This window comes from Bacillus sp. SH5-2 (genome assembly GCF_008368905.1).
Classification (GTDB): Bacteria; Bacillota; Bacilli; order Bacillales; family Bacillaceae_G; genus Bacillus_A; species Bacillus_A luti.
The window spans coordinates 12,758-39,138 of record NZ_QOSD01000021.1 but is presented as its reverse complement, the minus strand read 5'-3'; the positions used below and the strand labels follow the sequence as shown (position 1 = coordinate 39,138).

The 26,381-nt window shown below is 36.6% G+C and carries 29 protein-coding genes; 17 read left to right on the top strand and 12 right to left on the bottom strand.

Annotated features, from left to right (window positions below; translation table 11 throughout):
- Positions 1-39 precede the first annotated feature (39 nt).
- On the bottom strand, positions 40-666 hold the full coding sequence (locus DN410_RS18980) for a YczE/YyaS/YitT family protein (RefSeq protein WP_000943422.1): 627 nt from the start codon (positions 664-666) through the stop codon (positions 40-42).
- 97 nt (positions 667-763) lie between these two features.
- Here DN410_RS18980 and DN410_RS18975 point away from each other — a divergent pair, with 97 nt between their 5' ends.
- The 5 genes from DN410_RS18975 to DN410_RS18955 are packed head-to-tail and all read left to right on the top strand — an operon-like array spanning position 764 to position 5,229.
- A complete protein-coding gene (locus tag DN410_RS18975) occupies positions 764-1,741 on the top strand; it encodes a LacI family DNA-binding transcriptional regulator (RefSeq protein WP_149177624.1) in 978 nt (325 codons plus the stop codon).
- 10 nt (positions 1,742-1,751) lie between these two features.
- Positions 1,752-2,633 carry an SGNH/GDSL hydrolase family protein gene (locus tag DN410_RS18970; RefSeq protein WP_149177623.1) on the top strand — a complete coding sequence of 294 codons (882 nt, stop codon included), beginning with the start codon at positions 1,752-1,754 and terminating at the stop codon, positions 2,631-2,633.
- Positions 2,630-3,547 (top strand): ABC transporter ATP-binding protein, encoded by a 918-nt coding sequence (locus DN410_RS18965; protein ID WP_149177622.1) that lies wholly within the window; start codon positions 2,630-2,632, stop codon positions 3,545-3,547. Before DN410_RS18970 ends, DN410_RS18965 begins: the two co-directional genes overlap by 4 nt.
- Positions 3,540-4,532 carry an ABC transporter permease subunit gene (locus tag DN410_RS18960; RefSeq protein WP_149177621.1) on the top strand — a complete coding sequence of 331 codons (993 nt, stop codon included), beginning with the start codon at positions 3,540-3,542 and terminating at the stop codon, positions 4,530-4,532. Before DN410_RS18965 ends, DN410_RS18960 begins: the two co-directional genes overlap by 8 nt.
- Before the next feature lie 19 nt (positions 4,533-4,551).
- The gene (locus DN410_RS18955; protein WP_149177620.1) at positions 4,552-5,229 is read left to right on the top strand and encodes a uracil-DNA glycosylase; all 678 of its coding nucleotides are present in this window, start codon (positions 4,552-4,554) and stop codon (positions 5,227-5,229) included.
- Positions 5,230-5,337: 108 nt separating this feature from the next.
- Here the strand turns inward: DN410_RS18955 and DN410_RS18950 are convergent, their stop codons facing one another.
- The 3 genes from DN410_RS18950 to DN410_RS18940 form a co-directional block, all read right to left on the bottom strand.
- Entirely contained in the window at positions 5,338-5,631 is a 294-nt protein-coding gene (locus DN410_RS18950) for a DUF3817 domain-containing protein (RefSeq protein ID WP_098858768.1), read from the bottom strand.
- Between the two features lie 209 nt (positions 5,632-5,840).
- Positions 5,841-6,662 (bottom strand): Cof-type HAD-IIB family hydrolase, encoded by an 822-nt coding sequence (locus DN410_RS18945; RefSeq protein WP_149177619.1) that lies wholly within the window; start codon positions 6,660-6,662, stop codon positions 5,841-5,843.
- Between the two features lie 177 nt (positions 6,663-6,839).
- Positions 6,840-8,123, bottom strand: a complete 1,284-nt coding sequence (locus DN410_RS18940; protein ID WP_149177618.1) for a purine/pyrimidine permease — start codon at positions 8,121-8,123, stop codon at positions 6,840-6,842.
- A gap of 95 nt (positions 8,124-8,218) precedes the next feature.
- Here DN410_RS18940 and DN410_RS18935 point away from each other — a divergent pair, with 95 nt between their 5' ends.
- From DN410_RS18935 to DN410_RS18925, 3 genes are all read left to right on the top strand, one after another.
- Positions 8,219-9,211, top strand: coding sequence for a potassium channel family protein (locus DN410_RS18935; RefSeq protein ID WP_149177698.1), 993 nt, complete (start codon positions 8,219-8,221; stop codon positions 9,209-9,211).
- Positions 9,212-9,217: 6 nt separating this feature from the next.
- A complete protein-coding gene (locus tag DN410_RS18930) occupies positions 9,218-9,505 on the top strand; it encodes a YwdI family protein (protein WP_149177617.1) in 288 nt (95 codons plus the stop codon).
- A 64-nt stretch (positions 9,506-9,569) separates the two neighbouring features.
- Positions 9,570-9,938: a DUF423 domain-containing protein gene (locus DN410_RS18925; RefSeq protein WP_149177616.1), complete on the top strand. Its 369-nt coding sequence runs from the start codon at positions 9,570-9,572 to the stop codon at positions 9,936-9,938.
- A gap of 31 nt (positions 9,939-9,969) precedes the next feature.
- Here the strand turns inward: DN410_RS18925 and gerQ are convergent, their stop codons facing one another.
- The 4 genes from gerQ to hemQ form a co-directional block, all read right to left on the bottom strand.
- A complete protein-coding gene (gerQ, locus tag DN410_RS18920) occupies positions 9,970-10,401 on the bottom strand; it encodes a spore coat protein GerQ (protein WP_149177615.1) in 432 nt (143 codons plus the stop codon).
- A gap of 27 nt (positions 10,402-10,428) precedes the next feature.
- A complete protein-coding gene (cwlJ, locus tag DN410_RS18915; protein WP_149177614.1) occupies positions 10,429-10,851 on the bottom strand; it encodes a cell wall hydrolase CwlJ in 423 nt (140 codons plus the stop codon).
- Positions 10,852-11,023: 172 nt separating this feature from the next.
- On the bottom strand, positions 11,024-12,298 hold the full coding sequence (locus DN410_RS18910; RefSeq protein ID WP_149177613.1) for a serine hydrolase: 1,275 nt from the start codon (positions 12,296-12,298) through the stop codon (positions 11,024-11,026).
- A 190-nt stretch (positions 12,299-12,488) separates the two neighbouring features.
- Positions 12,489-13,232, bottom strand: coding sequence for a hydrogen peroxide-dependent heme synthase (gene hemQ / locus DN410_RS18905; RefSeq protein WP_001287595.1), 744 nt, complete (start codon positions 13,230-13,232; stop codon positions 12,489-12,491).
- A gap of 265 nt (positions 13,233-13,497) precedes the next feature.
- On the opposite strand from hemQ, the gene pta reads away from it, so the two are divergent.
- The gene (gene pta, locus DN410_RS18900) at positions 13,498-14,469 is read left to right on the top strand and encodes a phosphate acetyltransferase (RefSeq protein ID WP_000067215.1); all 972 of its coding nucleotides are present in this window, start codon (positions 13,498-13,500) and stop codon (positions 14,467-14,469) included.
- A gap of 48 nt (positions 14,470-14,517) precedes the next feature.
- On the opposite strand, the gene lipL is transcribed toward pta, so the two are convergent.
- Positions 14,518-15,363 carry an octanoyl-[GcvH]:protein N-octanoyltransferase gene (lipL, locus tag DN410_RS18895; protein WP_149177612.1) on the bottom strand — a complete coding sequence of 282 codons (846 nt, stop codon included), beginning with the start codon at positions 15,361-15,363 and terminating at the stop codon, positions 14,518-14,520.
- A gap of 128 nt (positions 15,364-15,491) precedes the next feature.
- Positions 15,492-16,184, bottom strand: a complete 693-nt coding sequence (locus tag DN410_RS18890; protein ID WP_149177611.1) for an RsfA family transcriptional regulator — start codon at positions 16,182-16,184, stop codon at positions 15,492-15,494.
- A 274-nt stretch (positions 16,185-16,458) separates the two neighbouring features.
- On the opposite strand from DN410_RS18890, the gene DN410_RS18885 reads away from it, so the two are divergent.
- The 6 genes from DN410_RS18885 to DN410_RS18860 all read left to right on the top strand — a co-directional run bounded on the left by DN410_RS18885 (position 16,459) and on the right by DN410_RS18860 (position 22,480).
- Entirely contained in the window at positions 16,459-16,683 is a 225-nt protein-coding gene (locus DN410_RS18885) for a YuzB family protein (protein ID WP_149177610.1), read from the top strand.
- A gap of 314 nt (positions 16,684-16,997) precedes the next feature.
- Entirely contained in the window at positions 16,998-18,053 is a 1,056-nt protein-coding gene (locus tag DN410_RS18880) for a FecCD family ABC transporter permease (protein WP_149177609.1), read from the top strand.
- Complete coding sequence (locus DN410_RS18875) at positions 18,050-19,066, top strand: FecCD family ABC transporter permease (protein WP_149177608.1); 1,017 nt, start codon at positions 18,050-18,052, stop codon at positions 19,064-19,066. Before DN410_RS18880 ends, DN410_RS18875 begins: the two co-directional genes overlap by 4 nt.
- Positions 19,067-19,081: 15 nt before the next feature.
- A complete protein-coding gene (locus DN410_RS18870; protein WP_149177607.1) occupies positions 19,082-19,894 on the top strand; it encodes an ABC transporter ATP-binding protein in 813 nt (270 codons plus the stop codon).
- 190 nt (positions 19,895-20,084) lie between these two features.
- Positions 20,085-21,029, top strand: coding sequence for an ABC transporter substrate-binding protein (locus tag DN410_RS18865; protein ID WP_149177606.1), 945 nt, complete (start codon positions 20,085-20,087; stop codon positions 21,027-21,029).
- Positions 21,030-21,175: 146 nt separating this feature from the next.
- Positions 21,176-22,480, top strand: a complete 1,305-nt coding sequence (locus DN410_RS18860; RefSeq protein ID WP_149177605.1) for an HD domain-containing protein — start codon at positions 21,176-21,178, stop codon at positions 22,478-22,480.
- A 39-nt stretch (positions 22,481-22,519) separates the two neighbouring features.
- Here the strand turns inward: DN410_RS18860 and DN410_RS18855 are convergent, their stop codons facing one another.
- The gene (locus DN410_RS18855; RefSeq protein WP_001147171.1) at positions 22,520-22,705 is read right to left on the bottom strand and encodes a 2-hydroxymuconate tautomerase; all 186 of its coding nucleotides are present in this window, start codon (positions 22,703-22,705) and stop codon (positions 22,520-22,522) included.
- A gap of 112 nt (positions 22,706-22,817) precedes the next feature.
- Between DN410_RS18855 and DN410_RS18850 the strand changes: the two genes are divergently transcribed.
- Positions 22,818-23,492, top strand: a complete 675-nt coding sequence (locus tag DN410_RS18850) for a site-2 protease family protein (RefSeq protein WP_149177604.1) — start codon at positions 22,818-22,820, stop codon at positions 23,490-23,492.
- A gap of 25 nt (positions 23,493-23,517) precedes the next feature.
- Positions 23,518-24,027, top strand: coding sequence for a YwhD family protein (locus DN410_RS18845; protein WP_000136683.1), 510 nt, complete (start codon positions 23,518-23,520; stop codon positions 24,025-24,027).
- 224 nt (positions 24,028-24,251) lie between these two features.
- Here DN410_RS18845 and DN410_RS18840 read toward each other — a convergent pair whose 3' ends face one another.
- Entirely contained in the window at positions 24,252-26,303 is a 2,052-nt protein-coding gene (locus DN410_RS18840; protein WP_149177603.1) for a transglycosylase domain-containing protein, read from the bottom strand.
- Between the last annotated feature and the right edge of the window lie 78 nt (positions 26,304-26,381).

Genomic DNA, 26,381 nt, shown 5'->3' with positions numbered 1-26,381 from the left:
TCCATCCCGCAAATAGCGTGATAAAACAGAAAGAACCTATTAAGCAGCTTGCTTAATGGGTTCTTTTTTGTTTAAAATTTGCGTGCCGATTTGAATGAATGCTTGAATAATCCAGCCAGTTGTAAAGGACAAGATGATTGTGCCGAAATAAATCGGGCCATCTAATAAGAAACTTAACGTTAAAAATAAAAAAGCTAATGAAATTTCTGTTTTTCTAAATGTCCATTTTTTCTTCTCGGCAACCGTTAAAACGAAAGCTTCTTGAGGTGCTGCACAAAGATTTGTCGAGACGTAAAGACCAATACCAGCTCCGACGAATAGATTTCCACAAATAAGTGTTATATATTTTGGAAGAGAGCGGATAGCGTCCATAATAGTTGTAATGGAACCAATCCAATCAACAAAAAGAGAAATAAGAATCATCGTTACAATTGTTCCGATAGTAATTTGTTTTTTATTCCAAAATAGTACGATAAGTGTAAAGGCAAAATTAATCATGAAAATCCAAAAACCAATACTTATCCCGAAATTTTGATATAGTGCAATAAAGAAGGAATCATAAGGGCTAAGTCCAAAGGAAGTAATTGTTGTCATCATATTAATGCCGATGGAGAGAATGAGTAAACCGCCAATGAAAAATATATATTCTAATTTGAATCGAAGCATAGTTGTATATCCTTTCTAAATGTATTTGCTAGGAAAGGATATATTGTGGAAAGCTTACCAGGTCAAGTGAGAATTTTTGCGAGAAGGGGAGAATGAGATGACGAATATAAGAAAGATTGCTGAACTTGCTGGGGTATCCGTTTCAACTGTTTCACGTGTACTGAATAATCATCCGTACGTAAATGAACAGAAACGAAAAGAAATTTTAGCAATTATAGAAGAATTAAATTATACGCAAAATGTAAATGCAATTCATTTAGTGAAAGGGAAAACGAATGTAATTGGAGTGCTATTACCACACGTAAATGATCAATATTATAGCGCTATTATTGAGGGGATATCAAAGGAAACCGCAAAGAAAAATTATAATATGATGCTTTGTCAGACGAACTATAGTGAGGAAAGAGAATTAGAAATTTTGAACATGTTAAAAATGAAGAAACTTGATGGAGTTATTATATGTTCTCGGGCGAATAGTAAGGAGAAGCTTGAAGAATATACGAAATTTGGTCCAATTGTAACATGTGAAGAAATAGATTCAAAATATATTTCAAGTGTACATATTGATTACTATAAAGTGTTTTCACAAGGGATGAAAAGCTTAATAGATGCTGGTCATACACGTATTGGTTATTGCATCGGAAGAAGTAATAGCATAAATAGCGAAAGACGAAAAAAAGCGTATGAGGATTCGCTTGGACAAATTAAGGTAACACCGTTACATAATTGGAAGTTTAAAGGTTGTTTTACAGTAGAAGATGGACGTAATGTAGTCAGGGAGTGGGTTCGTATGTCTGTAAAACCGACAGCATTTCTTGTATCTTGCAACCATATTGCAGCGGGGATGGTAACAGAAGCGAAAAAACAAGGAATCCGTATTCCAGAGGATATTACGATTATTGGATGTGATGATCAAGAAGTGGCAAATATATTAGGGATAACAACGATTTCGCATCCTAGTAAAAATGTTGGAGTGAAAGCGTTTAAATTATTATATGAAAAGGTTAATGAAGAGAAATTAGATGTGAAGCATATAGAGTTATTACCAGAGTTAGTAGATAGGGAAACGACATAATTGAGAAGGTATGAAAATCGCTTTTCAAAATTTCGTTTGGTATAATTATGGACAATCTATGAGGGCTAAAAGGGGTTTTGATATGAGATCAAAAGTAGTAAAAGTAATTCTACTCATTACAATTGCATCTTTCTGTTTATTTGCATATGGCTTTGTTTCAGGTGTAAATGATGTATTAAATCCGAAAGCTTCAAATTTAATTAAGAAAAACGATGTACTAGCAAAAGAGAAAAAGAAAACAGGAACGTTACAAATCGTTAGTTTAGGTGATTCATTAACACGCGGTGTTGGTGATAAAGAAGGAATTGGCTATATTGGACGAATGAAAGAAGATTTACAAAAAGATTATAAGCAAAAGGTTGCATTAACAAACTTAGCAGTTAGTGGTGCGAAAATGCCTGACTTATTAAAACAAATTGAGAGTAGTGGTGCTCAATACTCAATTAAGCAAGCAGATGTAATCGTCTTAACAATTGGAGGGAATGATTTATTTCCAGGTTGGGAATCACTTGGAAAGATAGATTTAGAGACGTATCGCCCTGATACGGAAACATTTCAAAGTGAAGCGAAGAAAATTATAGAAGAAATTCGTAAAGTAAATACAGATAGCCCTATTTTTTGGCTCGGTTTATACAATCCGTTTGAAGATGTAGAAGATTTAAAAGGGTCTTCAAACATTGTTGTGGACTGGAATGCATCTTTAGAGAAATTAGCGTTAACTGATAAAAATGTGTATATTACACCGACATTTGATTTATTCCAAAACCGCGGAAAAGATTTATTATACTCTGATCATTTTCATCCGAATGAAGTTGGTTACACATATATGGCAGAACGTTTAGTTCAAAATGTTGCAAGTAAATTAAAACTAGAACAAGGAGGGGTAAAATGACGACGATACTTTCCGTACGAGACTTGAAGAAAGTAATTGGGAAGAAGACACTTGTAGAGAATATTTCCTTTGATGTGAAGCAAGGAGAAGTGTTTGGATTTTTAGGACCCAATGGTGCCGGAAAAACGACTACCATCCGAATGCTAGTCGGACTAATTAAAGCGACAGAGGGTACGGTTTCTATCGGTGGCTATTCGATTAAGGAAAATTTCAGAGAAGCGATGCGCCAAATTGGAAGTATCGTTGAAAACCCAGAGCTGTATACATATTTAACAGGATGGGAAAATTTAAAGCAATTTGCTCGTATGCTAGGTGGCATATCCGATGAACGTATTATTGAAATTTCTAAAATGGTTCATTTGGATGAAAGAATTCATGACAAGGTAAAAACGTATTCACTTGGCATGAAGCAGCGCCTTGGCATTGCACAGGCGCTGCTTGGAAATCCTAAGCTACTTATATTAGATGAACCAACGAATGGTTTAGATCCAGCTGGAATTAGGGAACTGAGGGAATTCATACATAAGCTTGTGAAAGAAGAAAATATGAGTGTGTTTATTTCGAGTCATTTGCTAAGTGAAGTACAAATGATATGTGATCGTGTTGCTATTATTCATAAAGGAAAAATGATAACAGTTGCCAAGGTTGAAGAATTGATTAAAACAGCAAGTGATCGCGTAGAATGGATCGTTACGCCGATTGGAAAAGCAAAAGATATGCTAGAATCGGCTGAAGAGGTAAGAGAAGTGAGTGTAGAGGGTGAACGATTACTATGTCGCATGGATATTGCGTCTATAAGTAGCTGGAATAAACATTTTGTAGAAAATGGGATAGATGTACATAGTGTTAAGGAGCTTGTGTTTACGCTAGAAGATTTATTTATTGAACTCACAAGGGGTGAGCAGCATGCGTGAATTTGCGAATCTAGTTTTAAATGAATCAGAAAAGATTTATCGTAAGAAACGTATTTTTGTTGTCATGCTTATTTTAGCAATCTTAATCCCACTTTTTGTGTATGCGCAGTATCGTGAAATAGAAACGACACAAAAAAGGCTAGGTACAAAGGATTGGAAAGTATCATTGCAGCAGCAAATTGTTGATTCTCAAAACCGTTTGAATAACTCTAGATTGCCGGAAGAATGGCGTGATTGGCTAAAAGTAAGAGTGGAACAACAACAATATTATTTGGATCATAATATTAATCCGATGGCACCAGGAGCGCCGACTTTTGTAAGAGCATTTATCGAGCAAGGGATTACATTGTTTATTCCACTTCTCGTCATGATCGTTGCCATTGATATTGTTTCAGGAGAACGAAGTGATGGGACGATGAAGATGCTACTTACTCGGCCAATTCGGCGCTGGAAAATACTTCTTAGTAAGTATGTGACGATGTTATTTTTTATTTCGCTCATATTACTCCTTGTCGGTGTATTTGCTTACGCATTATCGGGGCTTGTATTTGGATACTCGGGATGGAATTTACCTGTTTTAACAGGGTTTGTTATTGATAAAGAGACGTTAAATACAAATTTTGTACATCTTATTCCACAGTGGCAATATATTTTAATGGCGTACGGACTAGCTTGGTTTGTTGCTATCGTTGTCGGAACGATATCCTTTATGGTTTCTGTTTTAATTCGTAATACACCAGCTGGAATGGGTGTTATGTTAGCTGCTTTAATCGCAGGTGGCATTTTAAGCTCATTCGCGACGTCTTGGGAAGGTGCGAAATATATTTTTAGTGTGAACTTATCGCTAACGGATTACTTATCAGGAAAGCTGCCTGCATTACAAGGACTATCAATGGGATTTTCTTTAATGAATTTAACAGTTTGGGCAGTTGTTTCTCTTATCATTTCATTTGTAGTATTTACAAAGCAGGATATGGTGAACTAATCGGACAGGAAGTGAAGACATGGAGAATGTTTTAAAGAATGATTGGAGGCCATTATTGGCATCGGAGTTTGAGAAAGAATATTATCGTACTTTAGCTGATTTCTTAAAAGAAGAGTACGGTACACATGTTGTTTATCCAAAAGTAGAAGATATATTTAATGCTTTGCAATATACGAGTTATGAAAATACGAAGGTTGTTATTTTAGGACAAGATCCCTATCACGGACCAAATCAAGCACATGGTTTAAGCTTTTCTGTACAACCAGGTATTAAAACGCCACCGTCGTTGTTAAATATGTATAAAGAACTGCGAGATGAATATGGTTATGACATTCCGAATAACGGCTATTTAGTAAAATGGGCAGAGCAAGGAGTTTTATTATTAAATACAGTATTAACGGTTCGTCAAGGCGAAGCAAATTCTCATAAAGGAAAAGGGTGGGAGCACTTCACAGATCGTGTGATTGAACTGTTGAATGAGCGTGAAAAGCCAGTTATTTTCATATTGTGGGGACGCCACGCACAGGCGAAGAAAAAGTTAATTACGAATACGAATCATCATATTATCGAATCCGTACATCCAAGTCCATTATCAGCAAGACGAGGTTTCTTTGGTAGTAAGCCATACTCTAAAGTAAATACGATTTTAGCTAATATGGGCGAAAGAGAAATTGATTGGGAAATTCCAAATTTATAAAGTGAAACTTTAATCAGTGGGGATTTTGTTTATCCCCCTACTGATTCTCAGCCCATAAATAGCGGGATAAATAGAAAAGGTAGTTAACAGTCGTTAACTACCTTTTTATTATTGTTGTTCATTTTTTAGTTTTGCATCTAGTACAAATGTACCGAATGGGATAACTGAGGAAACGAATGCCCCAAGTGCCCATAAAATTGATTTACGGTGTACGATTGTTACTTGGATTAACGCAAAGATGAATAGAATAAATAACACACCATGAGCCATGCCTGTAATTTTAACAGCTGTTGCGAATCCTGCGAAATATTTTAATGGCATTGCTACAAATAATAGTAATAGGAAAGAAATACCCTCGATTAAGCCGATCGCTCTTAATCGTCCAATTGGTGTAGATAACATGAAGTAGCCTCCTTTAACGTATGCTTGTATATAGTAAATTTGTATTCTTTTTCAAAATAAAATAGTCTATTTTGTTTCATTATATACAAAAAGAAAGTTTGCACTACGAGAATAGTGCAAAGTTCAAAATATAGTCACAAAAGAATGGTAATTTAAATGAAAACCTATTTGAAGTATTTGACTTCAAATAGGTTTTATGAATGAAAATATTAAACAAGTACTTCCGTTTTTAAAACGAATTTCTCTACAACTTTTGCAACGCCATCGTTCATATTTGTATCTGTTACGTAATTTGCAATTTCTTTAATATCATCAGGTGCATTGCCCATTGCAACACCAAGACCTGCAAATTCAATCATCGCCTGATCGTTATAACTATCGCCCATTGCGATAACCTCTTCGCGTTCAATACCTAGAGTTTGAATTAATTGATTTAAGCTTGTTCCTTTTGTAACACCATATTCAGTAAATTCTAAGAAGAATGGTTTCGAACGCATCACGCTTAATTGGCCATCTAGTTGTTTTTGTAGTTTTGATTCTACCGTTTGTAAATGTTCTGGGTTTTCTACCATTAATACTTTTACAACTGGTTGTTGTACAGCTTCTTTCAGGTTATTTACTTCTACGATTGGCATACCTGTAATTTGACCTTCAATTTCTGTATAAGAGTTGTTTTTTTCAGTGATAATATCGTCACCAATGTATGTGTGAATCCAAACATTTTCTTCTTTACTAATATCGTATAGACTGTGAACGATTTCAGGAGATAACGTACTACTGAATAATTCTTCATCTGTTTTACAGTTAATAATTTTTGCTCCGTTAAATGAAAGAATAAAACTGCCGTATTCTTCTAAATGTAATTCTTTTGCGACTGCACGCATTGCGAATGTTGGACGCCCAGAAGCAAGTACAACTTTTACACCTTGCTCTTGTGCAGTCATTAAAGCTTTTTTCGTACGAGGTGAAATGGTATGGTCATCGCGTAATAAAGTATCATCTAGATCTAAAACAATCATTTTATAAGTCATATCAAAAATTCCCTTCTTTATTTAAATAGAAATACATGTTCATGAAGATGTTAAGGAATAATAGTAAGACATCGAACCTCTTTGAAAAGAAGTAGATAAATTATCATAGGCGTATTGCCTATGATAATTTATCGTAACAACTCTACAGGTAGAGTGCAATAATGGAAGTTTTCCAATTTACGATAGTTGTTTTTCATTAGAGCGAGAAAATAGTATTTCCAGTAAGATCGCCATTACAGATCCAAGAACGAGACCATTACTTAAAAATGATGCTAGAAATGGTGGGAGCGTAGAAAATGCGCCTGCTGGGACGAACATAACGCCAACTCCAGTGAAGATGGAAAGACCAGCTACTTTAAATAATCGTTCTTTATTTTGGACCGTATCGTATTCGCGAAAAGCGAGACCAATCATACTTGCGAATACAGGATAAATGGCAGCATATCCGACTGCAACTGGGATTGCTGCAAAGAATGAAGTGATCTTTGGAAATATACTAATGAAAATAATAAAACTTGAACCTAACATAAATGGAAGTCGTTTATAAATATTAGTCGTTGCAATAAACCCTGCTGATCCAGAAATGGCGACGGGCCCAATAGCTGAAAATAGACCGCCTAGCACTTGGTTTATTCCTGTTATAATGCCTGCTTGTTTGAAGCGATTCTCAGTGGGATTTTCTTCGTACTTAGAAACCACCCTCTGTACAACGCGAATACTTGCTAACATATTTGTGAGAAGTAGTAACGTGACAAAAACGACCGTAATTGCCATATTCCATTCAATACGAGGCATTCCAAAAACAAATAGAGATGGCAGACGAATTATGTCTGTCACAGGTGTTATTGGATTAGATAATCCGAAGCATGCAAATAAAATCCAGCCGCAGACGATACTGAAAAGAACAGAATATTGTCCAATAATAGGTAGCTTCATAATGAAAAAGGATAGTAAAATAACAATGAGTGAAAGAATAAATACGTCAGCTTGTACTTCCGTATGTTGTCCATCAAGACCAAACATGCCTTTTAAGAAGGAGCCACTAAGCTGTGCGACAAGAAGAAATAAATATGTACCAATGACTGTCGGTGTAAAGTAGCGAACGAGTTTGTCGATAAGTCCAAAAACGCTAAGAATAATACAAATGATTCCACTTAATAGGAAGGCGTACTGAAGGACTTTAAGTGTTTCATTGCTTGATCCAAATAATACGACGCCTAAACTTGCATACAGGGAGAAAATTCCCCACCAAAGGCCAGCAGGTCCTTCTTGAATAGGAAGTTTATGACCAAATATAGCCTGGAGTAGGCCAGCAAACCCAAGAACAAATAATGTTCTTTGTACAAACGCGATAGCTTCAGCGCCATCGAGACCATAACTAGTTGCGACGCTAATGGGTACAATAAGGCTTCCAGCTAAAATAAATAGTGCCCATTGTAAGGCGGAAAGAAATGTCTTCATTATATCAACCTCTTTCATAGATTCCGTTTCTAGTATATACGTATTTTATTTCCGCTGGCAAAGATTGTAGATAGAGAAAAGAGTTGAAAGATGATATGAATGCACGTAAGCAATTATGGATAGCAGTTATATGTATGACTTTTGTCGTAATGCTAGGAACATTAGGATTTATGACAATTGAAGAGATTAGTTTGTTTCAGGCATTTTGGATGACGATGATTACTGTATTGACGGTTGGATACGGAGATGCGGTACCTATAACGCAGGCGGGGAAAGTATTTGCACTGCTCATTATTCCTGTTGGAGTCGGTATTGTTACGTATGCAATCGGTGTAGTGGCAGCTATGATTATTGAAGGGAACCTATTTCATGCAGTACGGGGGAAGAAGATGGATAAACAAATAGCACAGTTGCAAAATCATATTATAGTATGTGGTTGCGGTAGAGTGGGGCTCCAAGTTGTACATGAATTACAGGAGAAGAAAATTCCGTTTGTCGTGGTGGATAAGGATGAAAGTATATTGGAGCAGGAAAAACTTTTGTATGTACACGGGGATGCAACGGAAGATCAAGTGTTACATCATGCTGGAATTTCAAAAGCGGCGGGTTTAGTTGCAATTGTTGCGAATGATGCTGAAAATGTATTTATTACATTAACAGCGAGAGGATTAAACGACACAATTAAAATTGTGGCGAGAGCTGAAAAGCCAGAAACCGAAGAAAAATTAAGGCGTGCTGGTGCAAATAAAGTTATTAATCCATCTAGTATGGCAGGGATTCATATTGCAAAAGGTATTGCGAATCCGCTAACAGTTCATTATATTGATACAGTACTGTATGGAGTAGATCAGTCATTTGTAATTGAAGAAATTTCAGTCGGAAAAGATTCTATCTTAACTAGTAAATCATTACTAGAGAGTGATGTGAGGAATCAATTTGATGTGACAATTTTAGCGATTTTAAGAAATGGGGATATTATCCATAATCCAACGGGGCAGGAAAAACTGCAAGAACATGATATGATAATAGTATTTGGTTCAGTCGAGAAGCTGGGGCAATTTGAGAAAGAACTACAAAGTAAGAGGTGACAAGGAATGCAAATATCGAGCGATAAGATTTTAAATAAAATGGCAAATGAAATTGCAAAGGCAAAAAGTAGTGAAGGTCAAAAATCAAAAGAGCATTTATTAGTTGTGCGAGCATTATGTGATTTATTATTAGATGAACAAGTGGAATCCCATACGTATAGAGAGCCGCAAGTTCAATCACAAATAATTGGATCGCAGCCTATGACAACAGTCCAACCGATTATGCCAGTTTCTGGAGAACCAGTATATATAAAAGAAGATGATGCAAACGGTAATTCTTTATTAGATTTTTAGGAGATAAATCGTTTGGCTTATATGTAAAAATTGCTTATGATAAAAGTAAAAAAGGGGAATTAGAATGAAAATTTTCTTTTTACTAGGTTGTATTGCAGCGGGGCTATCTGTTGCGTTAGGAGCCTTTGGAGCACATGGTTTAGAAAATAAAATTTCTGCAAAAATGTTAGAAGTTTGGAAAACAGGTGTTACATATCAAATGTTTCATGCAGGTGGACTATTCGTAGTTGCTTTATTGATGGATAAGATTCAATCATCACTTTTAACTACTGCTGGTTGGCTAATGGTAGCTGGGATTATTATGTTCTCAGGTAGCCTTTACGCGTTAAGTACAACAGGAATTAAGTTCTTTGGTCCAATTACACCTCTTGGTGGTGTAGCATTTATCGTGGCATGGATCCTAGTCGGAACTGCGGTTGCAAAAGGATTATAAAAAACAAAAGCTGGCATTTGCCAGCTTTTTTTTATGGTCTTGGAGCATAAGTTGCTTGTTGACTAGGTAAATACATAATTTCTTCTGGGAATTCTACGTAATCTAAGTAAATCATTAGTAGTAAATAACGTTTCCCTGATTGGGGCTCACTAATTACAATATGATCACGGCCAGCTGCCTCAATAATACCTGTATAAGATTGTGTACCGAGTGAGCTACCACGCTCATAAGTCATTACAACCGTAGCTTGCTTGCCCTTGTTCAAGCGAAGAATATTTTCAATATACGACTGTTCTAATGGTAACATGCCTTGAGAAACGGCATATTGAGCTTGCGCAGCTTGTTGTTGCATCGCTTGTTGTTGTTGCTGCTGTTGCCCAGGGGTCATTTGTTGCGGTTGTACGTAAGTTCCAGATGGTTGATAGAAACCTGTTCCGTAATACGGATTTTGTTGCTGTGCCATTCAAAAATCCCTCCTTGTTTTCATTCCTTAATATATGCTAGGGCAATCCCCAGCATTTGGCTGGAAGAAGCAGTGCTTTTTAAAGCGGCCAGAGTTTTGTTGGTTATACCAAGTTGGCGGACAAGGACCTTCAGGTCTAAAGAACCATAAGGCAAAGTTAGCGGGCCAAAAACGTTGTCCTTGAATAGTTCGCCTTGCTAAGGCGATATCTTGTTCCCGGGCTCTTTGATAAAAATACCCTTTTTGTGTTGCCTCAAAACCACCAGGATTTTGATAAACCATTTGACGTAAATTACGAATGCTTTTAAAATCTAAACAATTTCCGCGGACACGATTTACTCCAACGTTTCCGACCATTAACATTCCTTGTTGCCCTTCTCCTTCGGCTTCAGCACGCATCAGTCTAGCTAACAACTTTACATCTTCTTCGTTATAAGCAATAACGCCCATTATGTGTCACCTCTCTTTTTGTAATACCTTTTGGAAAGAGGTTTATTTCTAGATGAAGTGTGTAACGATTACTAGTTCATACGTATGAGAAAAAGGACTCAGATATGACAACCAAACGAAGTTTTACATGTAGAGGGAAAATAAAAAAAGCTAGCCCGCGCTAGCTTTTTTATTAAAACACTTTAGACCATAATCCTGAGAAGAAATCACCAACTGAACGCATCGTTAACACGAACCAATTTGCTTTATCAACTTCCTCTGTCGCTTTTGCAGTAACCTTCATACTTTTACTGCCGTCTAAGAAACCGTATTTATTATCAGTTGATTCTAAAACAATTGAACCGACCTTAGCATCTTTTTTAATCGGGGCAACTAAATGTCCATCTTCAGCAATGGATTTATCTACTTCGGTCCCAATTTTATAAGGTGCTTTGCTACCTTTTTTCGCAATTACTGTTATTTCTTTTTCAGGTGCAACCGTTACTTGATCTTCTTTCCCTTTTACTACAGAGATTGTGTTATTTTTATCAACCTTGAGCTTTTGTTTTTCGAAGTTATTAAATCCATATTCGATTAATTCACGAGATTCTGTGAAGCGCTCGTCCATTGACTTTGTTTTAATAATAACCGAGATAAGACGTAAATCACCGCGTTTCGCAGTAATAGTAAATCCATATCCAGCTGTATCAGAACTTCCTGTTTTTAAACCATCAGTACCTTCATAAGCGAAGGCAGCTCCTGGTAACATCCAGTTCCAGTTTTCCATACGAATTGGTTTTGGATGATTGTCTGGGAAGTTTCTAAATCTTTGTTTTGTATCCTCTAGCATTTCTGGATACTTTGTAATCATTGCTTTTGAAAGTATACCCATATCGCGAGCTGACATAGAGTTTTCTGCATTTGGATCAGTACCCTCAGGATGTTTCCCTTTTAAGTCAGCGTTATTTAAACCAGTAGCGTTTACAAATTTATATTTCTTTAACCCTAGTTTTTTTGCATGCTCATTTGCTAGATTTAAGAAGTTCTTCTCACTTCCTGCAAGTAGCTCTGCTAAAGCAATACTAGACCCATTTGCAGAGAAGATAACAATAGAATGATATAATTCTTTTACAGTATATTGACGTCCTTTCTCAAATGGTACGTTAGAAAATTCATTATTACGTGAGACTTCATAAGCGTAATCGGAAATATTTACTTTCGTGTCCCAAGTAATTTTCCCTTCTTTAATTGCTTCTAAAACAGCGTAAACAACAATTAATTTTGACATACTAGCAATAGCTAGCAGCTCATCTGGGTTTTGTTCATGCAGTATTTTCCCTGTATCTGCATCAAATAGGAGTGCAGCAGCAGCTTCTATTTGTATTTTTTCTTCCGCATGGGATGTTGTTACTCCTAAGGAAGAAATTGACAATAGAAGTGCTAGTAAAATAGACAAGATTTTCTTCATATAAATTATCACCTTCGCATCGTTATTAGCATATAGCCCGTACCATTTTAGCATGAATTTGGATATAGAAAAGTTACAATTTTGTAAGGGATTTGTCGATTTTTGTTCAAATTTGCGGGAAAAAGAAGTTTTTTGAGGAGAAATATAGAGGGGAATAAAAAAAGGAACGAATTTCGTCCCTTTTTCAATATTATATGTGTAAAAATTTCTCTACTTTTTCGTCTGGTAAGATGTTTCCAACGAAGAATGTTCCGAATTCACCATAACGAGCACTTACTTCATCAAATCGCATTTCATATATAAGTTTCTTGAATTGAAGAACATCGTCAGCGAATAATGTTACGCCCCACTCGAAATCATCGAATCCAACAGATCCTGAAATAACTTGGCGTACTTTCCCTGCGTATTGGCGACCGATCTTGCTGTGACTGTACATCATTTTTTTACGCTCTTCCATAGGAAGCATGTACCAGTTGTCATCACCTTGGCGACGCTTATCCATTGGATAGAAGCAAATATGATTTGCTTTCGGTAATTCAGGATATAAGCGAGCTAAAATTTGTGGATTTTGATATGGATCCTCATCAGCTGGAAGGTAGTTGCTTAGTTCAACAACAGATACGTAAGAATATGCAGGAACCATATATTCAGCTAATGTTGTTTTATTCAATTCTGTCTCAATTTCATTTAACTCTTCCATTGTTGGACGTAAAATCATAAGCATAATATCAGCTTTTTGGCCAACAACTGTATACATTGCATGACTGCCTTTTTTTGCAGTAGCTACTTCGTTCCATTTTTCAACGACATTTAAAAATTCAGACACTGCTTGTCCACGTTCGTCGCTAGATAATGTTTTCCATGCAGCCCAATCAATAGAACGTAAATCATGTAAACAATACCAGCCATCTAACGTTGTTGTTGCTTCACTCATTCTATTCACCTCAGTTAATGATAGTTTTACACGTTAACTATAGCATATATAGTTTTAAAATCATCTATATAAAACTTCAGCGCATAAAATTGTCACATTTAAAGGAAAGAGGAGCCCTTAAATGAGCTGAATTCCATGGCTGAATTTTATGAAAAAATAATCATTTTTATTTTATCTATTTTTTAGGAGCTATAAGTTTAAAATATAGAGGAAAAGCAGTATTCTTAAAGATAGAGTTTTTTAACATTTGTAGGAGGGTTTATTCGTGAGCAATTTATTTACAACAGTAAAAGAAAAAGTTCAAGGAAAAGGCATTTCTATCGTACTTCCTGAAGGAACTGATGAAAGAATTTTAGGCGCTGCAGAGCGTTTAGCAAAAGAAGAGTTAGTAAAACCAATCTTAGTTGGTAATAAAGAAGAAATTAGCGCAAAAGCTGCTAGCATGAATTTAACATTAGCAGGCGTTGATATTTACGACCCAGCTACATACGAAGAAATGGATGCAATGGTAGCATCTTTCGTTGAACGCCGTAAAGGTAAAGCAACAGAAGAAGACGCTCGCAAAATCCTTAAAGACGAAAACTACTTCGGTACAATGCTTGTATACATGGGCAAAGCACACGGTTTAGTAAGTGGTGCAGCTCACTCTACAGCTGATACAGTTCGTCCAGCACTTCAAATTATTAAAACAAAACCAGGCGTTACAAAAACTTCTGGCGTATTCATCATGGTACGTGAAGAAGAGAAATATGTATTCGCTGATTGCGCAATTAACATTGCACCAAACAGCCAAGATTTAGCTGAAATCGGTATCGAAAGTGCGAAAACTGCTGAGTTATTCGGTATTGACCCACGCGTTGCTATGTTAAGCTTCTCTACAAAAGGTTCTGCGAAATCTCCAGAAACAGAAAAAGTTGTAGAAGCAACTCGCATTGCAAAAGAAATGGCTCCTGAGCTAACTTTAGATGGAGAATTCCAATTCGATGCTGCATTCGTACCATCTGTAGCTGAGAAAAAGGCTCCAGGTTCTACAATTAAAGGTGATGCTAACGTATTCGTATTCCCAAGCTTAGAAGCTGGTAATATCGGTTACAAAATCGCTCAACGCTTAGGTAACTTCGAAGCAGTAGGACCAATCTTACAAGGCTTAAACATGCCTGTAAATGACCTATCTCGTGGATGTAACGAAGAAGAAGTGTACAAGTTAGCTTTAATCACAGCAGCTCAAGCACTTTAATTTTATAAAGAATTGAAATAAAAACCGTCGCTATAAGAGCGACGGTTTTTATTTTTCTAAGCCAAGTGCCTTGTTATTACGATCAATAATACGTTGTAAATTCGTCTCATATAAAGGAATCTCATCTATTGTTAATTGAGATGGTGTTAACTTTGGAGCGAATTGTTGCAGTGTTTTTAAAAGACGCATCATTAAGTCTTGTACTGTAATGGTTTCGCCAAGTAATTCAGAGAGTGAGGCCATCGTACTCGGCACAATTTCAGGGTACGTAAAGCGTGTTTCCTCTCCTTGAATTGCTACGTTGTAGAAATCACGAACGAGTGCGGCACGCTCAGAGCCACTTCCTGTAGCGCAGAGATAAATTTGGACAGCGACACCGCCGCGAATACGGCGCTGTGAAATACCAGCGAATTTTTGATCGCGAATACTTAAATCGTAGCTACCAGGACAGTAAGAACCAACAATTTCTTTTGCCTCAATAGTAACATCGTAATCTTTTAACATTTCCTTAATTAAATGCCACATCGTATCGTATCCAAGATCAATATCGATACCTTTCTCTGTTTCTTGGAATAAAAGTGATACGTTTAACACACCTTCATCAAGCACAACTGCAAGTCCGCCAGAATTACGAACGATAACATTGAAGTTGTTTTCCTTTAAAAAGGAAATACCTTCTCCTAAATGTGGTAGACGTGAATCTTGAATGCCAAGAACGATGGTATTGTGATGAACCCAAGAACGCATCGTTGCAGCTGACTTGCCATTTCCAATACTTGTACATAATGTGTCATCCATCGCGAACGACTGAAGTGCATGGAATGTTGGTCCCAAACTAGACTGATCTACAATACGCCACTCTGGCTGAGATAAAATGGAACGGGAATTGCTCATATAACTAACCCCTTATTTATAAAATGACAATCTCTATTATAGCAAAAAATGAAGAATGGAGTTTTCTCGCATATAAAGGGGAAGTTTAGAGGGGAAAGAATAAAAAGGATGCATTACATGCATCCTTTTTATTCTGCAATTTTTTCTAAATTACCGTTTCGATCCATTCGGAAAGATGTTTGTGAGCGTTCCTCATCATCCATTACGGCCAATTTACGAGCTCGGTTCATAATATTCATAAGTGTTTCGTAATCTTCTTGTACAGTATGAGATTGCTTTTCTAATTTTTCTAGTTTCTTTTCCAGCTCTTCATTTCGAAGCATTTGGCTTTTAATTTCTTGTTTCAATCTCGTATTCTCGTTTTCAAGAGCTGTTACTTTTATATTTGAAGATCCGACTGTTTGTAAAAAGTAAATAACATCTTGCATTGTTATAGAAGTTTTTGAAACAGGAACAGTAGGTTTTTGATATGAGCTAGCTTCTTTATATTGTACAGTTGTTTCTTCTTGTACTAGTTCTTCATAATCCACCATTGCTTCTGAAGCAGGTGGTGTATAGAGTAAACGTTTTTTCGCTTGTTCACCACTTGCAGCACGCATTTTATCTTTACGATGTTTTTTTGCTAGTTGAAGAGCTTGTTCATAGCTATAGCGAACAACAGCATTCCAACGGAAACCACAGGCAGCCGATGTACGATTTAATTGATCTCCTACTTCTTCAAATGCATTTAATTGAGTACTTCCTTCTCGAACGTGACGAAGTACAGTTTCAGCAAGTAATAAATCATCCTCATCCGTCCAAGCATCTTGTCTTACTTTCATAGATTCAACTCCCTTTCTTTTTATGAACTTCCTATTTTTATAATGGGCAAAAAAATGAGCTTTTATACAAAGCTTTTAAAAATATGGTAGATTTCGATGGAAGGGAAAAATTTTCCTATGAATGATGAGAGGTTCTGTAGGAGAGTATATAAATTATATATAGAGTAGGCTATGTAGGGAGACTTGCAACGAGCTTCAAAGAACGGTAAAATACCATTTAGTGTTTATTTTTAAATGTACTTGAGAAAAGTTTGAAATAGAGGAAGTGTTATATATGGGAAACGAATTTCGTGTGTGCGATGATTGCCAGGCAACGAACGTTAAAACGTTGATTCCGAAGTTAAAAAAAGTAGATTCATGTGCAACGATTGAAGTTGGATGTCAGTCTTACTGTGGCCCTGGTCGTAAAAAATCATTCGCATTTGTAAATAACCGTCCAGTTGCGGCTCCAACAGAAGATGAATTAATTACAAAGATTGAAGTAAAGTTAAGTAAGTAAGAAAAAGAAGAGTGAGCAGATTCCTCTTCTTTTTTTATGCCCATAAGAGGAAAAAATTATTCTATGAAAGTGCACTTGGTCGGAACTGACATGCAATGATGGATGAACATTACCTATTCATTAAAATTTCGATTTATATGAATTTGTATTTCGAAATAATGGTTGACAGTCTTTGGAAGCGATAGGTAGAATAGAAGGTGTCTGATTCTGAGAATCATTATCAAGAGAAAGTTGATTTACTTAATTTTTTTATTGTTATTTGAGAATAAATTTCATTTCATTAAATATATGTTGTTGGTTAGGATGGTTGAGGGATGGAAGCGAGCGCAAGGAGTATAGAACAGCAAGAAGAGAGTGTCAAAGAGATTAAGAGCAGACCGCTCATTGCTTCTATTATTTTAATAGCGGGCACAGTTTTATTAGCTTTAAGTATGGCAGTTTCTATTTCGTTTGGCGCTGCTGATATTAGCTTAAAGACTGTATGGCAAGCTGTATTTCAGTTTGACGGTTCTATTACGCATCATAACGTAATTCAAGAACTTCGCATGCCTAGAGCAATAGGGGGCGTAGTTGCAGGTGCTTTTTTAGCGGTATCAGGAGCAATTATGCAAGGTATGACGAGAAACCCACTGGCATCACCATCTTTAATGGGGATTACAGATGGCGCTGTATTCGGAATTGCAATTATGTATGCATTCTTCCCTAATTCACCTTATTTAATGTTCGTTATCGCATCTTTTATTGGAGCTGCTTTTGGTGCGAGCATTGTATATGGAATTGGGTCTTCTTCACCAGGTGGATTAACACCTGTGAAGTTAGCTTTAGCAGGTGCAGCAATTAGTGCTTTATTAGGGGCCATTTCATCTGGAATTGCGCTGTATTTCAATCTTGCCCAAGAGGTAAGTATGTGGAATGCAGGCGGAGTTGCTGGAGTGAAATGGGAAAGCATCAATATGCTAGTGCCGATCGGTCTAGTTTGTCTTTTTATCGCGATTATGATGTCGAGGTATATTACGATTTTAAGCTTTGGTGAAGAAATTGCGATTGGACTTGGTCAAAATACGACATTAATTAAATTCATTGGAACAGTACTTGTTCTTGTGTTAACAGGTTCTGCGGTTTCTATCGCGGGATCAGTTGGATTTGTTGGTCTTGTAATCCCACATATGACTCGTTTCCTTGTAGGCTCAGACTATAGGTGGGTTATTCCATGTTCTGCAGTCTTAGGTGGATTATTAATCGAGTGTGCAGATATGCTGTCTCGCGTTATTAACCCGCCATTTGAAACGCCAATTGGAGCAATTACAGCGCTAATTGGGGTTCCATTCTTCCTCTACTTAGCACGTAACGAAGGGAGAGGAAAAATGTGAGGACGAGCGTTTTAACAAAAAAGAACATTTCTGTTTTAACAATTTTAGTAGGATTAATCGTTACTGTATTTTTAGTGAGTTTAAATACAGGAACATTTAAAATACCACCAATGGACGTATTAAAGTCATTGGTTGGGCTCGGGGCTGAAGATCAGTCTGTTATTTTATTTGAATTCCGTATGCCACGTATGGTTATTGCTATATTAGTTGGTTCGGCATTAGCTATGTCAGGAGCAATTTTACAAGGGTTATCACGAAATCCACTTGCTGATCCGGGTATTATAGGTATTAACGCAGGTGCAGGATTAACAGTTGTTGTATTCGTCTACTTTTTCTTCGGAAAAGTTGGAACTGGTACACTTTTATCTGTATTTATCCTTCCATTTTTCGCGCTAGTTGGTGCGATATTAGCGGCGGTTATTATTTATTTATTAGCATGGAAAGACGGCGTTTCATCAACTCGATTAATACTTGTAGGTATCGCTGTTGCAGCTGGATTTGGTGCTGTTAGTTTAATTTTTTCTATGAAGATGACATCGAACGATTTCCGTTTTGCTACGATTTGGTTAGCAGGAAGTCTATGGGGTACCGATTGGAAATTCGTATTAAGTGTACTTCCGTGGATGGTTATTTTCTTACCACTAGCTATTAGTAAAGCACACATATTAAATGTAATGAACCTAGGCGACTCTACAGCAGTTGGTCTTGGTGTAAACGTAGAAAAGGAAAGACGTAAATTATTATTTATTGCAGTTTGTTTAGCTGGTGCATCTGTCGCTGTTGCCGGAGGAATTGGTTTTATCGGTTTAATGGCTCCACATTTAGCGAGGCGCCTCGTTGGTGGTAAACATCAAATTATGCTGCCTACAGCTGCACTAATAGGAACGTTTTTACTTTTATTTGCAGACGTAATTTCAAGAAGTGTGTTAACAACTTCAGAAATACCGGTCGGTCTTGTTATTTCTGTAATTGGTGCACCATATTTCATATACTTACTTATGAGGACAAAATAAAGGGAGGCTTTTTGTATGGCAACTTTAGCAGTTGATGCGGTATCTGTTGGCTATAATGAAGGGTTAATTATTGATGGATTAACAGTTGAAATTCCGGAAGGGAAAATTACAACAATTATTGGACCAAATGGTTGTGGGAAGTCCACATTATTAAAAACGGCTTCTCGTATTTTGAAGGCAAAAAAAGGTACCGTTTACCTTGACGGAAAAGCAATTGAGAAACAGCCAACGAAAGAAATTGCAAAGAAAATGGCGATTTTACCACAGACTGCAGAAGTGCCAACTGGCCTTACTGTGTTTGAACTCGTTTCATATGGACGCTTTCCGCATCAAAAAGGATTTGGAACGTTGAAAGAAGAGGATTATCGTTACATTCATTGGGCACTTGAAGTGACGGGAATGACAGAATTCGCAAATCGTCCAGCAGAAGCTTTATCAGGTGGTCAACGTCAACGTGTATGGATTGCAATGGCTCTTGCACAAGGAACGGAATTACTCGTTTTAGATGAACCGACAACGTATTTAGATATGGCTCATCAATTAGAAGTATTAAACTTATTGAAAAAGCTAAATGAAGAAGAAGGCAGAACGATTGTTATGGTTATCCATGACTTAAATCATGCTTCTCGTTTCTCAGATCATATGATTGCACTAAAAGCAGGTAAGTTAATGAAACAAGGAACGCCAGATGAAGTGATGACAAGTGAAACACTTCGTAGTGTATTTGAGATTGAAGCTCAAATCGTTCCGTGTCCAGTAAACTGTAAACCGATTTGTTTAACATATGATTTAGCGATGATTAATAATCAATTACGTAAAAAAGCATAAGTAGAACCCCCCTCGTAAAGAGGGGGACTTCTAATGGACGTTGAGCTTCTTATTAGTAAATAGGAAGTTGAACACCCGTTAGAACGGGGCATAAACAACAATTAATAAATATATATTAATTAATTGTTAATCTTGTTTCTTATAGTTCACTGTAACTTATAAGAGAAATACAGCTAGAAGGAGTGGGAACATGAAGAATTTTAAAATGGCGTTATTAGCAATGGTACTAGTCGTTACTTCTGTACTATTTGCAGCTTGTTCTAACAAAGAAGAGAAGAAAGCAGATGCGAAGGATGCGAAGACTGAAGAGCGCACTGTACAACATGCAAAAGGGGAAATTAAAATCCCTGCAAATCCAAAGAAAATTGCTGATCTTAGTGGTTCAACAGAAGAATTATTAATTTTTGGTATGAAACCAATTATTACTGCTAATACATCTCAAGAAAAAATTGATGCACATATTGCAAATAAATTAAAAGACGTTAAACCAGTTGGCTCTGCTTGGGGCGATAAAATTAACATCGAAGCAGTAGCTGCTGCAAAACCAGATTTAATTCTTGTAAACAATCGTCAAGAAAAAATTTATGATCAATTATCTAAAATTGCACCAACAGTTATGTTAAAAACTCCATTAGACCAATGGCGTCCAAAATTTGAAGAAGTAGGCCAAATCTTTGGTAAAGAGAAAGAAACAAAAGAATGGTTCAAACAGTATGATGAAAAAGCAAGCAAATTACATGACAAAATCATCGCTAAAACTGGCGATGCAACATTCATGAAGATGGCTGCATATCCAAATGCTTTCCGTGTATACGGTGACTACGGTTACGGTAGTGTAATCTTTAATGATTTAAAATTACCAGCAGTTAAAGGTACACCAACTGATAAACCGCTAGTACAAGTACAAAAAGAAGCTTTAATCGATTACAATCCGGATTACTTATTTGTATTTACAACTGGTGACGGTTCTCAACGCTTAAAAGAATTCCAAGAAGAATCAATTTGGAAAAACATGAACGCTGTTAAAAACAACCACGTATTTACAATTAAAAATGAAGACTTAAACAAAGGTTACTTCCCACTAGGTAAAGAAATGATCTTAGACGAAGTTGCTGAGTTCGTTTTAGGAAAATAATGTATAAGAAAAAATCACTTTTACTTCGGTAAAGGTGATTTTTTCTTTTTATAAAGGGAATTAATATAGTCTTTCATTTCTTTCTGTTTCCTATTTCGTTTATAATATATAGTAAGAATGCAGTAAGGAAAGGGGGATGTCGAAAAGTGGTATATTTAAACGACAAACTCAGCGAAACAAAAGTGTTTAAAGACCCAGTACATAAATATGTGCACGTGCGTGATCGTGTTATTTGGGATTTAATCGGAACGAAAGAATTTCAACGTTTGCGCCGTATTAAGCAGCTTGGAACGACATTTTTTACATTTCACGGTGCAGAGCATAGTCGCTTTACTCATTCGTTAGGTGTATATGAAATTATTCGTCGTATGATTGATGATGTATTTGATGGCAGACCGAACTGGAATGCTGAAGATAGATTGTTATGTTTATGTGCGGCATTACTTCATGATGTCGGCCACGGCCCATTTTCTCACTCGTTTGAAAAAGTGTTTTCGCTAGATCATGAGAAATTCACACAAAAGATTATCGTTGGAGATACGGAAATTAATCGTGTGTTAAGTCGTGTGGATAAGGATTTTCCGCAAAAGGTAGCCGATGTAATTGCGAAAACATCCACTAATAAATTAGCGATTAGTATGATTTCAAGTCAAATTGATGCAGACCGTATGGATTATTTATTAAGAGATGCTTATTTCACAGGCGTAAAGTACGGAAACTTTGATATGGAACGTATACTGCGTGTCATGCGTCCGTACGGGAATCAAGTAGTCATTAAAAATAGTGGCATGCATGCTGTTGAGCATTATATTATGAGCCGTTATCAAATGTATTGGCAAGTATATTTCCATCCGGTAACGCGCAGTGCCGAAGTTATTTTAACGAAGATTTTACACCGTGCGAAATCATTGCATGAGAAGTATTATACATTTAAAAATCATCCTGTTCATTTCTATTCTTTATTTGAAGAAGAAGTAACGGTAGAGGATTATTTAAAGCTAGACGAGAACGTTATGTATTATTACTTCCAAGTATGGCAAGACGAAGAGGATCCAATTTTAAGTGACTTGTGCCGCCGTTTTATGAACCGAGATCTATTTAAATACGTAGAGTTTACAGATAAGCATGGTTTAGATAATTGGATGGAATTAAGTAGCTTATTTAAAAAGATTGGACTCGATCCAGAGTATTATTTAGTAGTTGATTCAACATCAGACTTACCATATGACTTTTATCGTGCTGGAGAAGAAGAAGAGCGTTTACCAATCTTACTTCTTATGCCGAATGGAGATCTTAGAGAGCTTTCACGTGAATCGGATATTGTTGAGGCGATTACTGGTAAGAAGAGAACGGATCAAAAATTATTCTATCCGCATGATTTAATCTATGAAGATGGAAGAAAAGGAAAATATAAAGAGAGAATTATTGAGTTGTTAGAAGGAAAGAAATAAGAAGCAGCTAATGGCTGCTTCTTATGAAAGAGCTTGAAATTATTTGTCGCTTAAGCGTTTTCCGCCAACGGCATAATGGTTTTTAGACATTTCTTCGATGAAAACAACGATGTTTTCTTCAGGAGCACCAGTTGTTTCGCTTACTGCTGCTGTTACTTTCTCAGCAAGAGCTTTCTTTTGTTCCTCTGTGCGTCCTTCTAGCATTTTCACTGTTACGTATGGCATGTACAATCGCTCCTTTTATGTAAGTTACACTCTTATTATAGCGGATTATGGGGAAGAACAATCGAAAAAACAAATAATTTCTTTTTTGGACATATTGAAGAGGGGTTGGAGTATGGATCAGTTATTTAGATATCCATTGCAGGAAATTCCGTTAGTAGCAATGGCGATTATTATTGCGTTATCTGTGCATGAATTCGCACATGCGTATGTTGCATATAAATTTGGAGACGATACAGCAAAGAGACAAGGTCGTTTAACATTATCGCCGATGGCTCACTTAGACCCTATCGGGATGATTGCTGTATTGATTCTTGGATTCGGTTGGGCAAGACCAGTACCAGTTAACCCGTATAACTTTAAAAGACCTCGCCTTGCGGGAATATTAGTTTCGATTGCAGGGCCAATTAGTAATTTAATTTTAAGTGCGATTGGTTTAATTATTTGGTATAGCTTAATAACATTTGGTGTGCTAGATGCAATTCCACCCGCAGTAGGAAAGACGTTAAGTCAATTCTTCCAGATTTTCATCGGGCTTAATATTGTTTTACTTGTATTTAACTTATTACCGATTCCACCACTTGATGGGTATCGTGTTGTGGAAGATTTAGCACCAGCAAATATTCGTGCGAAAATGACACAGTATGAAAAATATGGAGCAATTGCGTTATTAATTCTTGTTATTACACCGCTTAGCAATTACACAATTCAGCCTATTTTCAACGTTGTTATTCCGTATGTATTTGTATTTTTAGACAGTATCATTGCGCCTATTTTTGGGCTTTTATAATCATTAAGCGAGGAGGAAGTTACATATGACTGAGAAAAAGAAAAAAATCGGTTTTAATATCGTAAAGAATGATTCAACAGATGGACATGGTGGATTTGGCGTTGGAGCATTAAGCCTAGAAAACATTTCACCTGTATTTGTCGATGTACTAGAGAAAACAGCATTCGTTGATATCGGTGCAATGCATGCACGTAGTACAGTAGAAAAAGGGATTAAGTTTTTAACAAATAAAGATGAAGTTCCAAACGGCAAACCATTTTGGCTTGTTTGGGTAACGATTGAAAGAACGGCAACAGGTGCTTATTATGCAGGTGTAACAGCTTGTGAAATGACAGTTGACCGTGAAATTCGCCGCGGATATAAATCACTTCCAGAGCATGTAAACAAAATGGATAAATCAATGAAGCGTCACATTATGGTTGACCATATGGATGAATCATCTAAAAAAGTACTTGGTACGTTCTTGAAAGAACATAATGAAGCGATTTGGAACGAGTCTAGTGAAGAATTGCGCCGTGCATTATTAAGTGAATAAAAAAAGGATGTCCCACTAGTCGATTGTTGACTAGGTGACATCCTTTTTATTTTGGTTTGTTATATGAAAATATATCAACGATTTTTCGAATATATCTATCATAACTTAAAATATATCAACGATTTTTTTGATATATCGACGATTCGACAAGGAATATCGATTTACCGACAAAGAATGACAATAGGAGGCTATTTCACATTTCATTTGAATAGCCTCCTATTGTTTCACCAAGGAAGGTATTTTTTCCACCAGCTTGCTTTTGTCTTTTCTTCACTGTTTTTTTCAAATTCCTCTTTATCATCAACATGATCCATACAATATTCGGTCGGCTCAGTGCCTTTAGCGAAATACATTTTAACTGAAATTGGGCAGTTTTTTGTAGCGATTTTTCCGTTTTCTGGATTGATATTAACTGCTACCACATCGCTGGGTTGTTTAAAACCTTTTTTAGGTTGACCATCTAAGCCTTTTTCCATCGTATCGGTCCATATTTTTTTCGCATACCCTTGTTCTGCTACATTTGAAATCGATTTAGGTTGATCGTATCCAACCCATACACCAGTGACGATTTGTGGAGTGAATCCAATCATCCAACTATCCGTTTCCGTAGAACCAGACTTACCGGCATATGTTCTGGATAGCTTTGATAACATCGATTGACCGGTCACAGCGGCATAACTACTTAGGTTTTTATTAAACATACCCGTCATCATTTCTTCCATCACAAAAGCTTTGCTTTTATCGAGAACTTGTTTGCTCTCCAAATGAGCATCGTATAGCATGTTTCCTTCATGATCCATAATGCGACGAATAAAGGTAGGTTTTACTTCTTTTCCACCATTGGCAAACATGCTATAAGCGTTAACCATCTCAAGTGGTTTTACTGGAGATGTACCGAGAGCTAGAGAAGGTACATCTTTTAACGCACTAGTAATTCCAAATTGTTTTGCTGTTTTTGTGAGTATATCTTCTCCTAAAAATAAATTGGTTTTTACAGCATATACATTATCAGATACTGCAAGGGCCTGTGCCATCGTTACAAAATCGTCTGCATAGTAATCTTTATAGTTTTTCGGTTTATACTTTGAAACACCATCACCTAAAGTGAATACAGTGTATTCGCTTTTTAAGCGCGTGGCGGGAGTGAATCCTCGCTCTAAGGCTGCGTAATATAGAAAAGGTTTAAATGTAGAACCAGGCTGACGAGCGGCTTGTGTAGCCCTGTTAAATTGACTCTTATTATAATCAGTACCACCAACGAGAGCAGCCACTTCACCCGTTTTTGGGTTCATAGAGACAAGAGCCGTTTGTATGTTTGTTGTGTCAGGTATATGATCTTTTACGGCTTGCTCTGCTACAGATTGTAATTTAGGATCTAGCGTTGTGTAAATACGTAAGCCACCTTTTTGTAAGGCTTGTTCATCTAATCCGATATCACGAAGAAGAGAAGCTTGTACAGCATCTTGGAAATAAGGTGCGACCTCTGGCACTTTTTTCGTATCTAATGAAGCAAAAGTGAGTGGCTCTTTCTTCGCTGAATTTGCTTGTTTCTTCGTAATATAACCTTGTTCTACCATTTCATCTAATATGAGAGATTGTCGTCCTTTCGCACGATCCTCTTTTAAAAAGGGAGAGTAGACGCTAGGTCCTTTCGGGATACCTGCGAGCATACTAGCTTCCGCTAATGTTAATTCTTTTGCTGTTTTATCGAAATATAGGCGAGATGCAGCTTCGATTCCGTAAGCACCATGTCCGTAATAAATTGTATTTAAATATCCTTCTAAAATATGATTTTTATTATAATTCACTTCAAGGCGGATAGTGTACATTGCCTCTAGTAGTTTTCGTTTCCACGTTTTATCATGATCTAAATATAGATTACGTGCGTATTGTTGTGTAATCGTACTAGCTCCTTGCACCTTTGCCATCGCTTTTAAATCAGCGACAATTGCACCTGCAATACGTTTTATATCGAAGCCGTGATGTTTATAAAATCTTTGATCTTCGATAGAAAGTGTCGCTTCTTTTACATAAGGAGAAATGTCATTCAGAGAGACATTGTAGCGTTTCTGTATTGCATTACTTTGTCCTATAACAGTGTCATCATTAGCATAAAAGACACTTGTTTGCGGAACCGCAACAGGGGGAGGCCCCATAATTTTTGCAACTATAAGAATAACAAAAAAGGAAAAAACGAAGAAAAGGACGCAAGAAAACATTGCGGTGAAGAAAAGACGTTTATATTTTTTAAGTTTTGGATTCATAGTTTGATCCATCTTTTTTCAGCCCCTCATTAATACAAGCGTTATTGTATTAGTATTGAGGGTTTTGAGTTATTTTAAACAATGAAATTT

Coding starts and splice junctions, on each gene's coding strand:
- DN410_RS18980 (WP_000943422.1), bottom strand. CDS start 666: ATGCTTCGATTCAAATTAGAATATATATTTTTCATTGGCGGTTTACTC.
- DN410_RS18850 (WP_149177604.1), top strand. CDS start 22,818: ATGGATCAGTTATTTAGATATCCATTGCAGGAAATTCCGTTAGTAGCA.
- DN410_RS18885 (WP_149177610.1), top strand. CDS start 16,459: ATGGGAAACGAATTTCGTGTGTGCGATGATTGCCAGGCAACGAACGTT.
- DN410_RS18975 (WP_149177624.1), top strand. CDS start 764: ATGACGAATATAAGAAAGATTGCTGAACTTGCTGGGGTATCCGTTTCA.
- DN410_RS18855 (WP_001147171.1), bottom strand. CDS start 22,705: ATGCCATACGTAACAGTGAAAATGCTAGAAGGACGCACAGAGGAACAA.
- hemQ (WP_001287595.1), bottom strand. CDS start 13,232: ATGAGTGAAGCAACAACAACGTTAGATGGCTGGTATTGTTTACATGAT.
- DN410_RS18870 (WP_149177607.1), top strand. CDS start 19,082: ATGGCAACTTTAGCAGTTGATGCGGTATCTGTTGGCTATAATGAAGGG.
- DN410_RS18930 (WP_149177617.1), top strand. CDS start 9,218: ATGCAAATATCGAGCGATAAGATTTTAAATAAAATGGCAAATGAAATT.
- gerQ (WP_149177615.1), bottom strand. CDS start 10,401: ATGGCACAGCAACAAAATCCGTATTACGGAACAGGTTTCTATCAACCA.
- DN410_RS18965 (WP_149177622.1), top strand. CDS start 2,630: ATGACGACGATACTTTCCGTACGAGACTTGAAGAAAGTAATTGGGAAG.
- DN410_RS18950 (WP_098858768.1), bottom strand. CDS start 5,631: ATGTTATCTACACCAATTGGACGATTAAGAGCGATCGGCTTAATCGAG.
- DN410_RS18840 (WP_149177603.1), bottom strand. CDS start 26,303: ATGGATCAAACTATGAATCCAAAACTTAAAAAATATAAACGTCTTTTC.
- DN410_RS18880 (WP_149177609.1), top strand. CDS start 16,998: ATGGAAGCGAGCGCAAGGAGTATAGAACAGCAAGAAGAGAGTGTCAAA.
- DN410_RS18940 (WP_149177618.1), bottom strand. CDS start 8,123: ATGAAGACATTTCTTTCCGCCTTACAATGGGCACTATTTATTTTAGCT.
- DN410_RS18970 (WP_149177623.1), top strand. CDS start 1,752: ATGAAAATCGCTTTTCAAAATTTCGTTTGGTATAATTATGGACAATCT.
- DN410_RS18935 (WP_149177698.1), top strand. CDS start 8,219: ATGAATGCACGTAAGCAATTATGGATAGCAGTTATATGTATGACTTTT.
- DN410_RS18925 (WP_149177616.1), top strand. CDS start 9,570: ATGAAAATTTTCTTTTTACTAGGTTGTATTGCAGCGGGGCTATCTGTT.
- DN410_RS18910 (WP_149177613.1), bottom strand. CDS start 12,298: ATGAAGAAAATCTTGTCTATTTTACTAGCACTTCTATTGTCAATTTCT.
- DN410_RS18865 (WP_149177606.1), top strand. CDS start 20,085: ATGAAGAATTTTAAAATGGCGTTATTAGCAATGGTACTAGTCGTTACT.
- DN410_RS18845 (WP_000136683.1), top strand. CDS start 23,518: ATGACTGAGAAAAAGAAAAAAATCGGTTTTAATATCGTAAAGAATGAT.
- DN410_RS18955 (WP_149177620.1), top strand. CDS start 4,552: ATGGAGAATGTTTTAAAGAATGATTGGAGGCCATTATTGGCATCGGAG.
- cwlJ (WP_149177614.1), bottom strand. CDS start 10,851: ATGGGCGTTATTGCTTATAACGAAGAAGATGTAAAGTTGTTAGCTAGA.
- DN410_RS18960 (WP_149177621.1), top strand. CDS start 3,540: ATGCGTGAATTTGCGAATCTAGTTTTAAATGAATCAGAAAAGATTTAT.
- DN410_RS18945 (WP_149177619.1), bottom strand. CDS start 6,662: ATGACTTATAAAATGATTGTTTTAGATCTAGATGATACTTTATTACGC.
- DN410_RS18890 (WP_149177611.1), bottom strand. CDS start 16,184: ATGAAAGTAAGACAAGATGCTTGGACGGATGAGGATGATTTATTACTT.
- lipL (WP_149177612.1), bottom strand. CDS start 15,363: ATGAGCAATTCCCGTTCCATTTTATCTCAGCCAGAGTGGCGTATTGTA.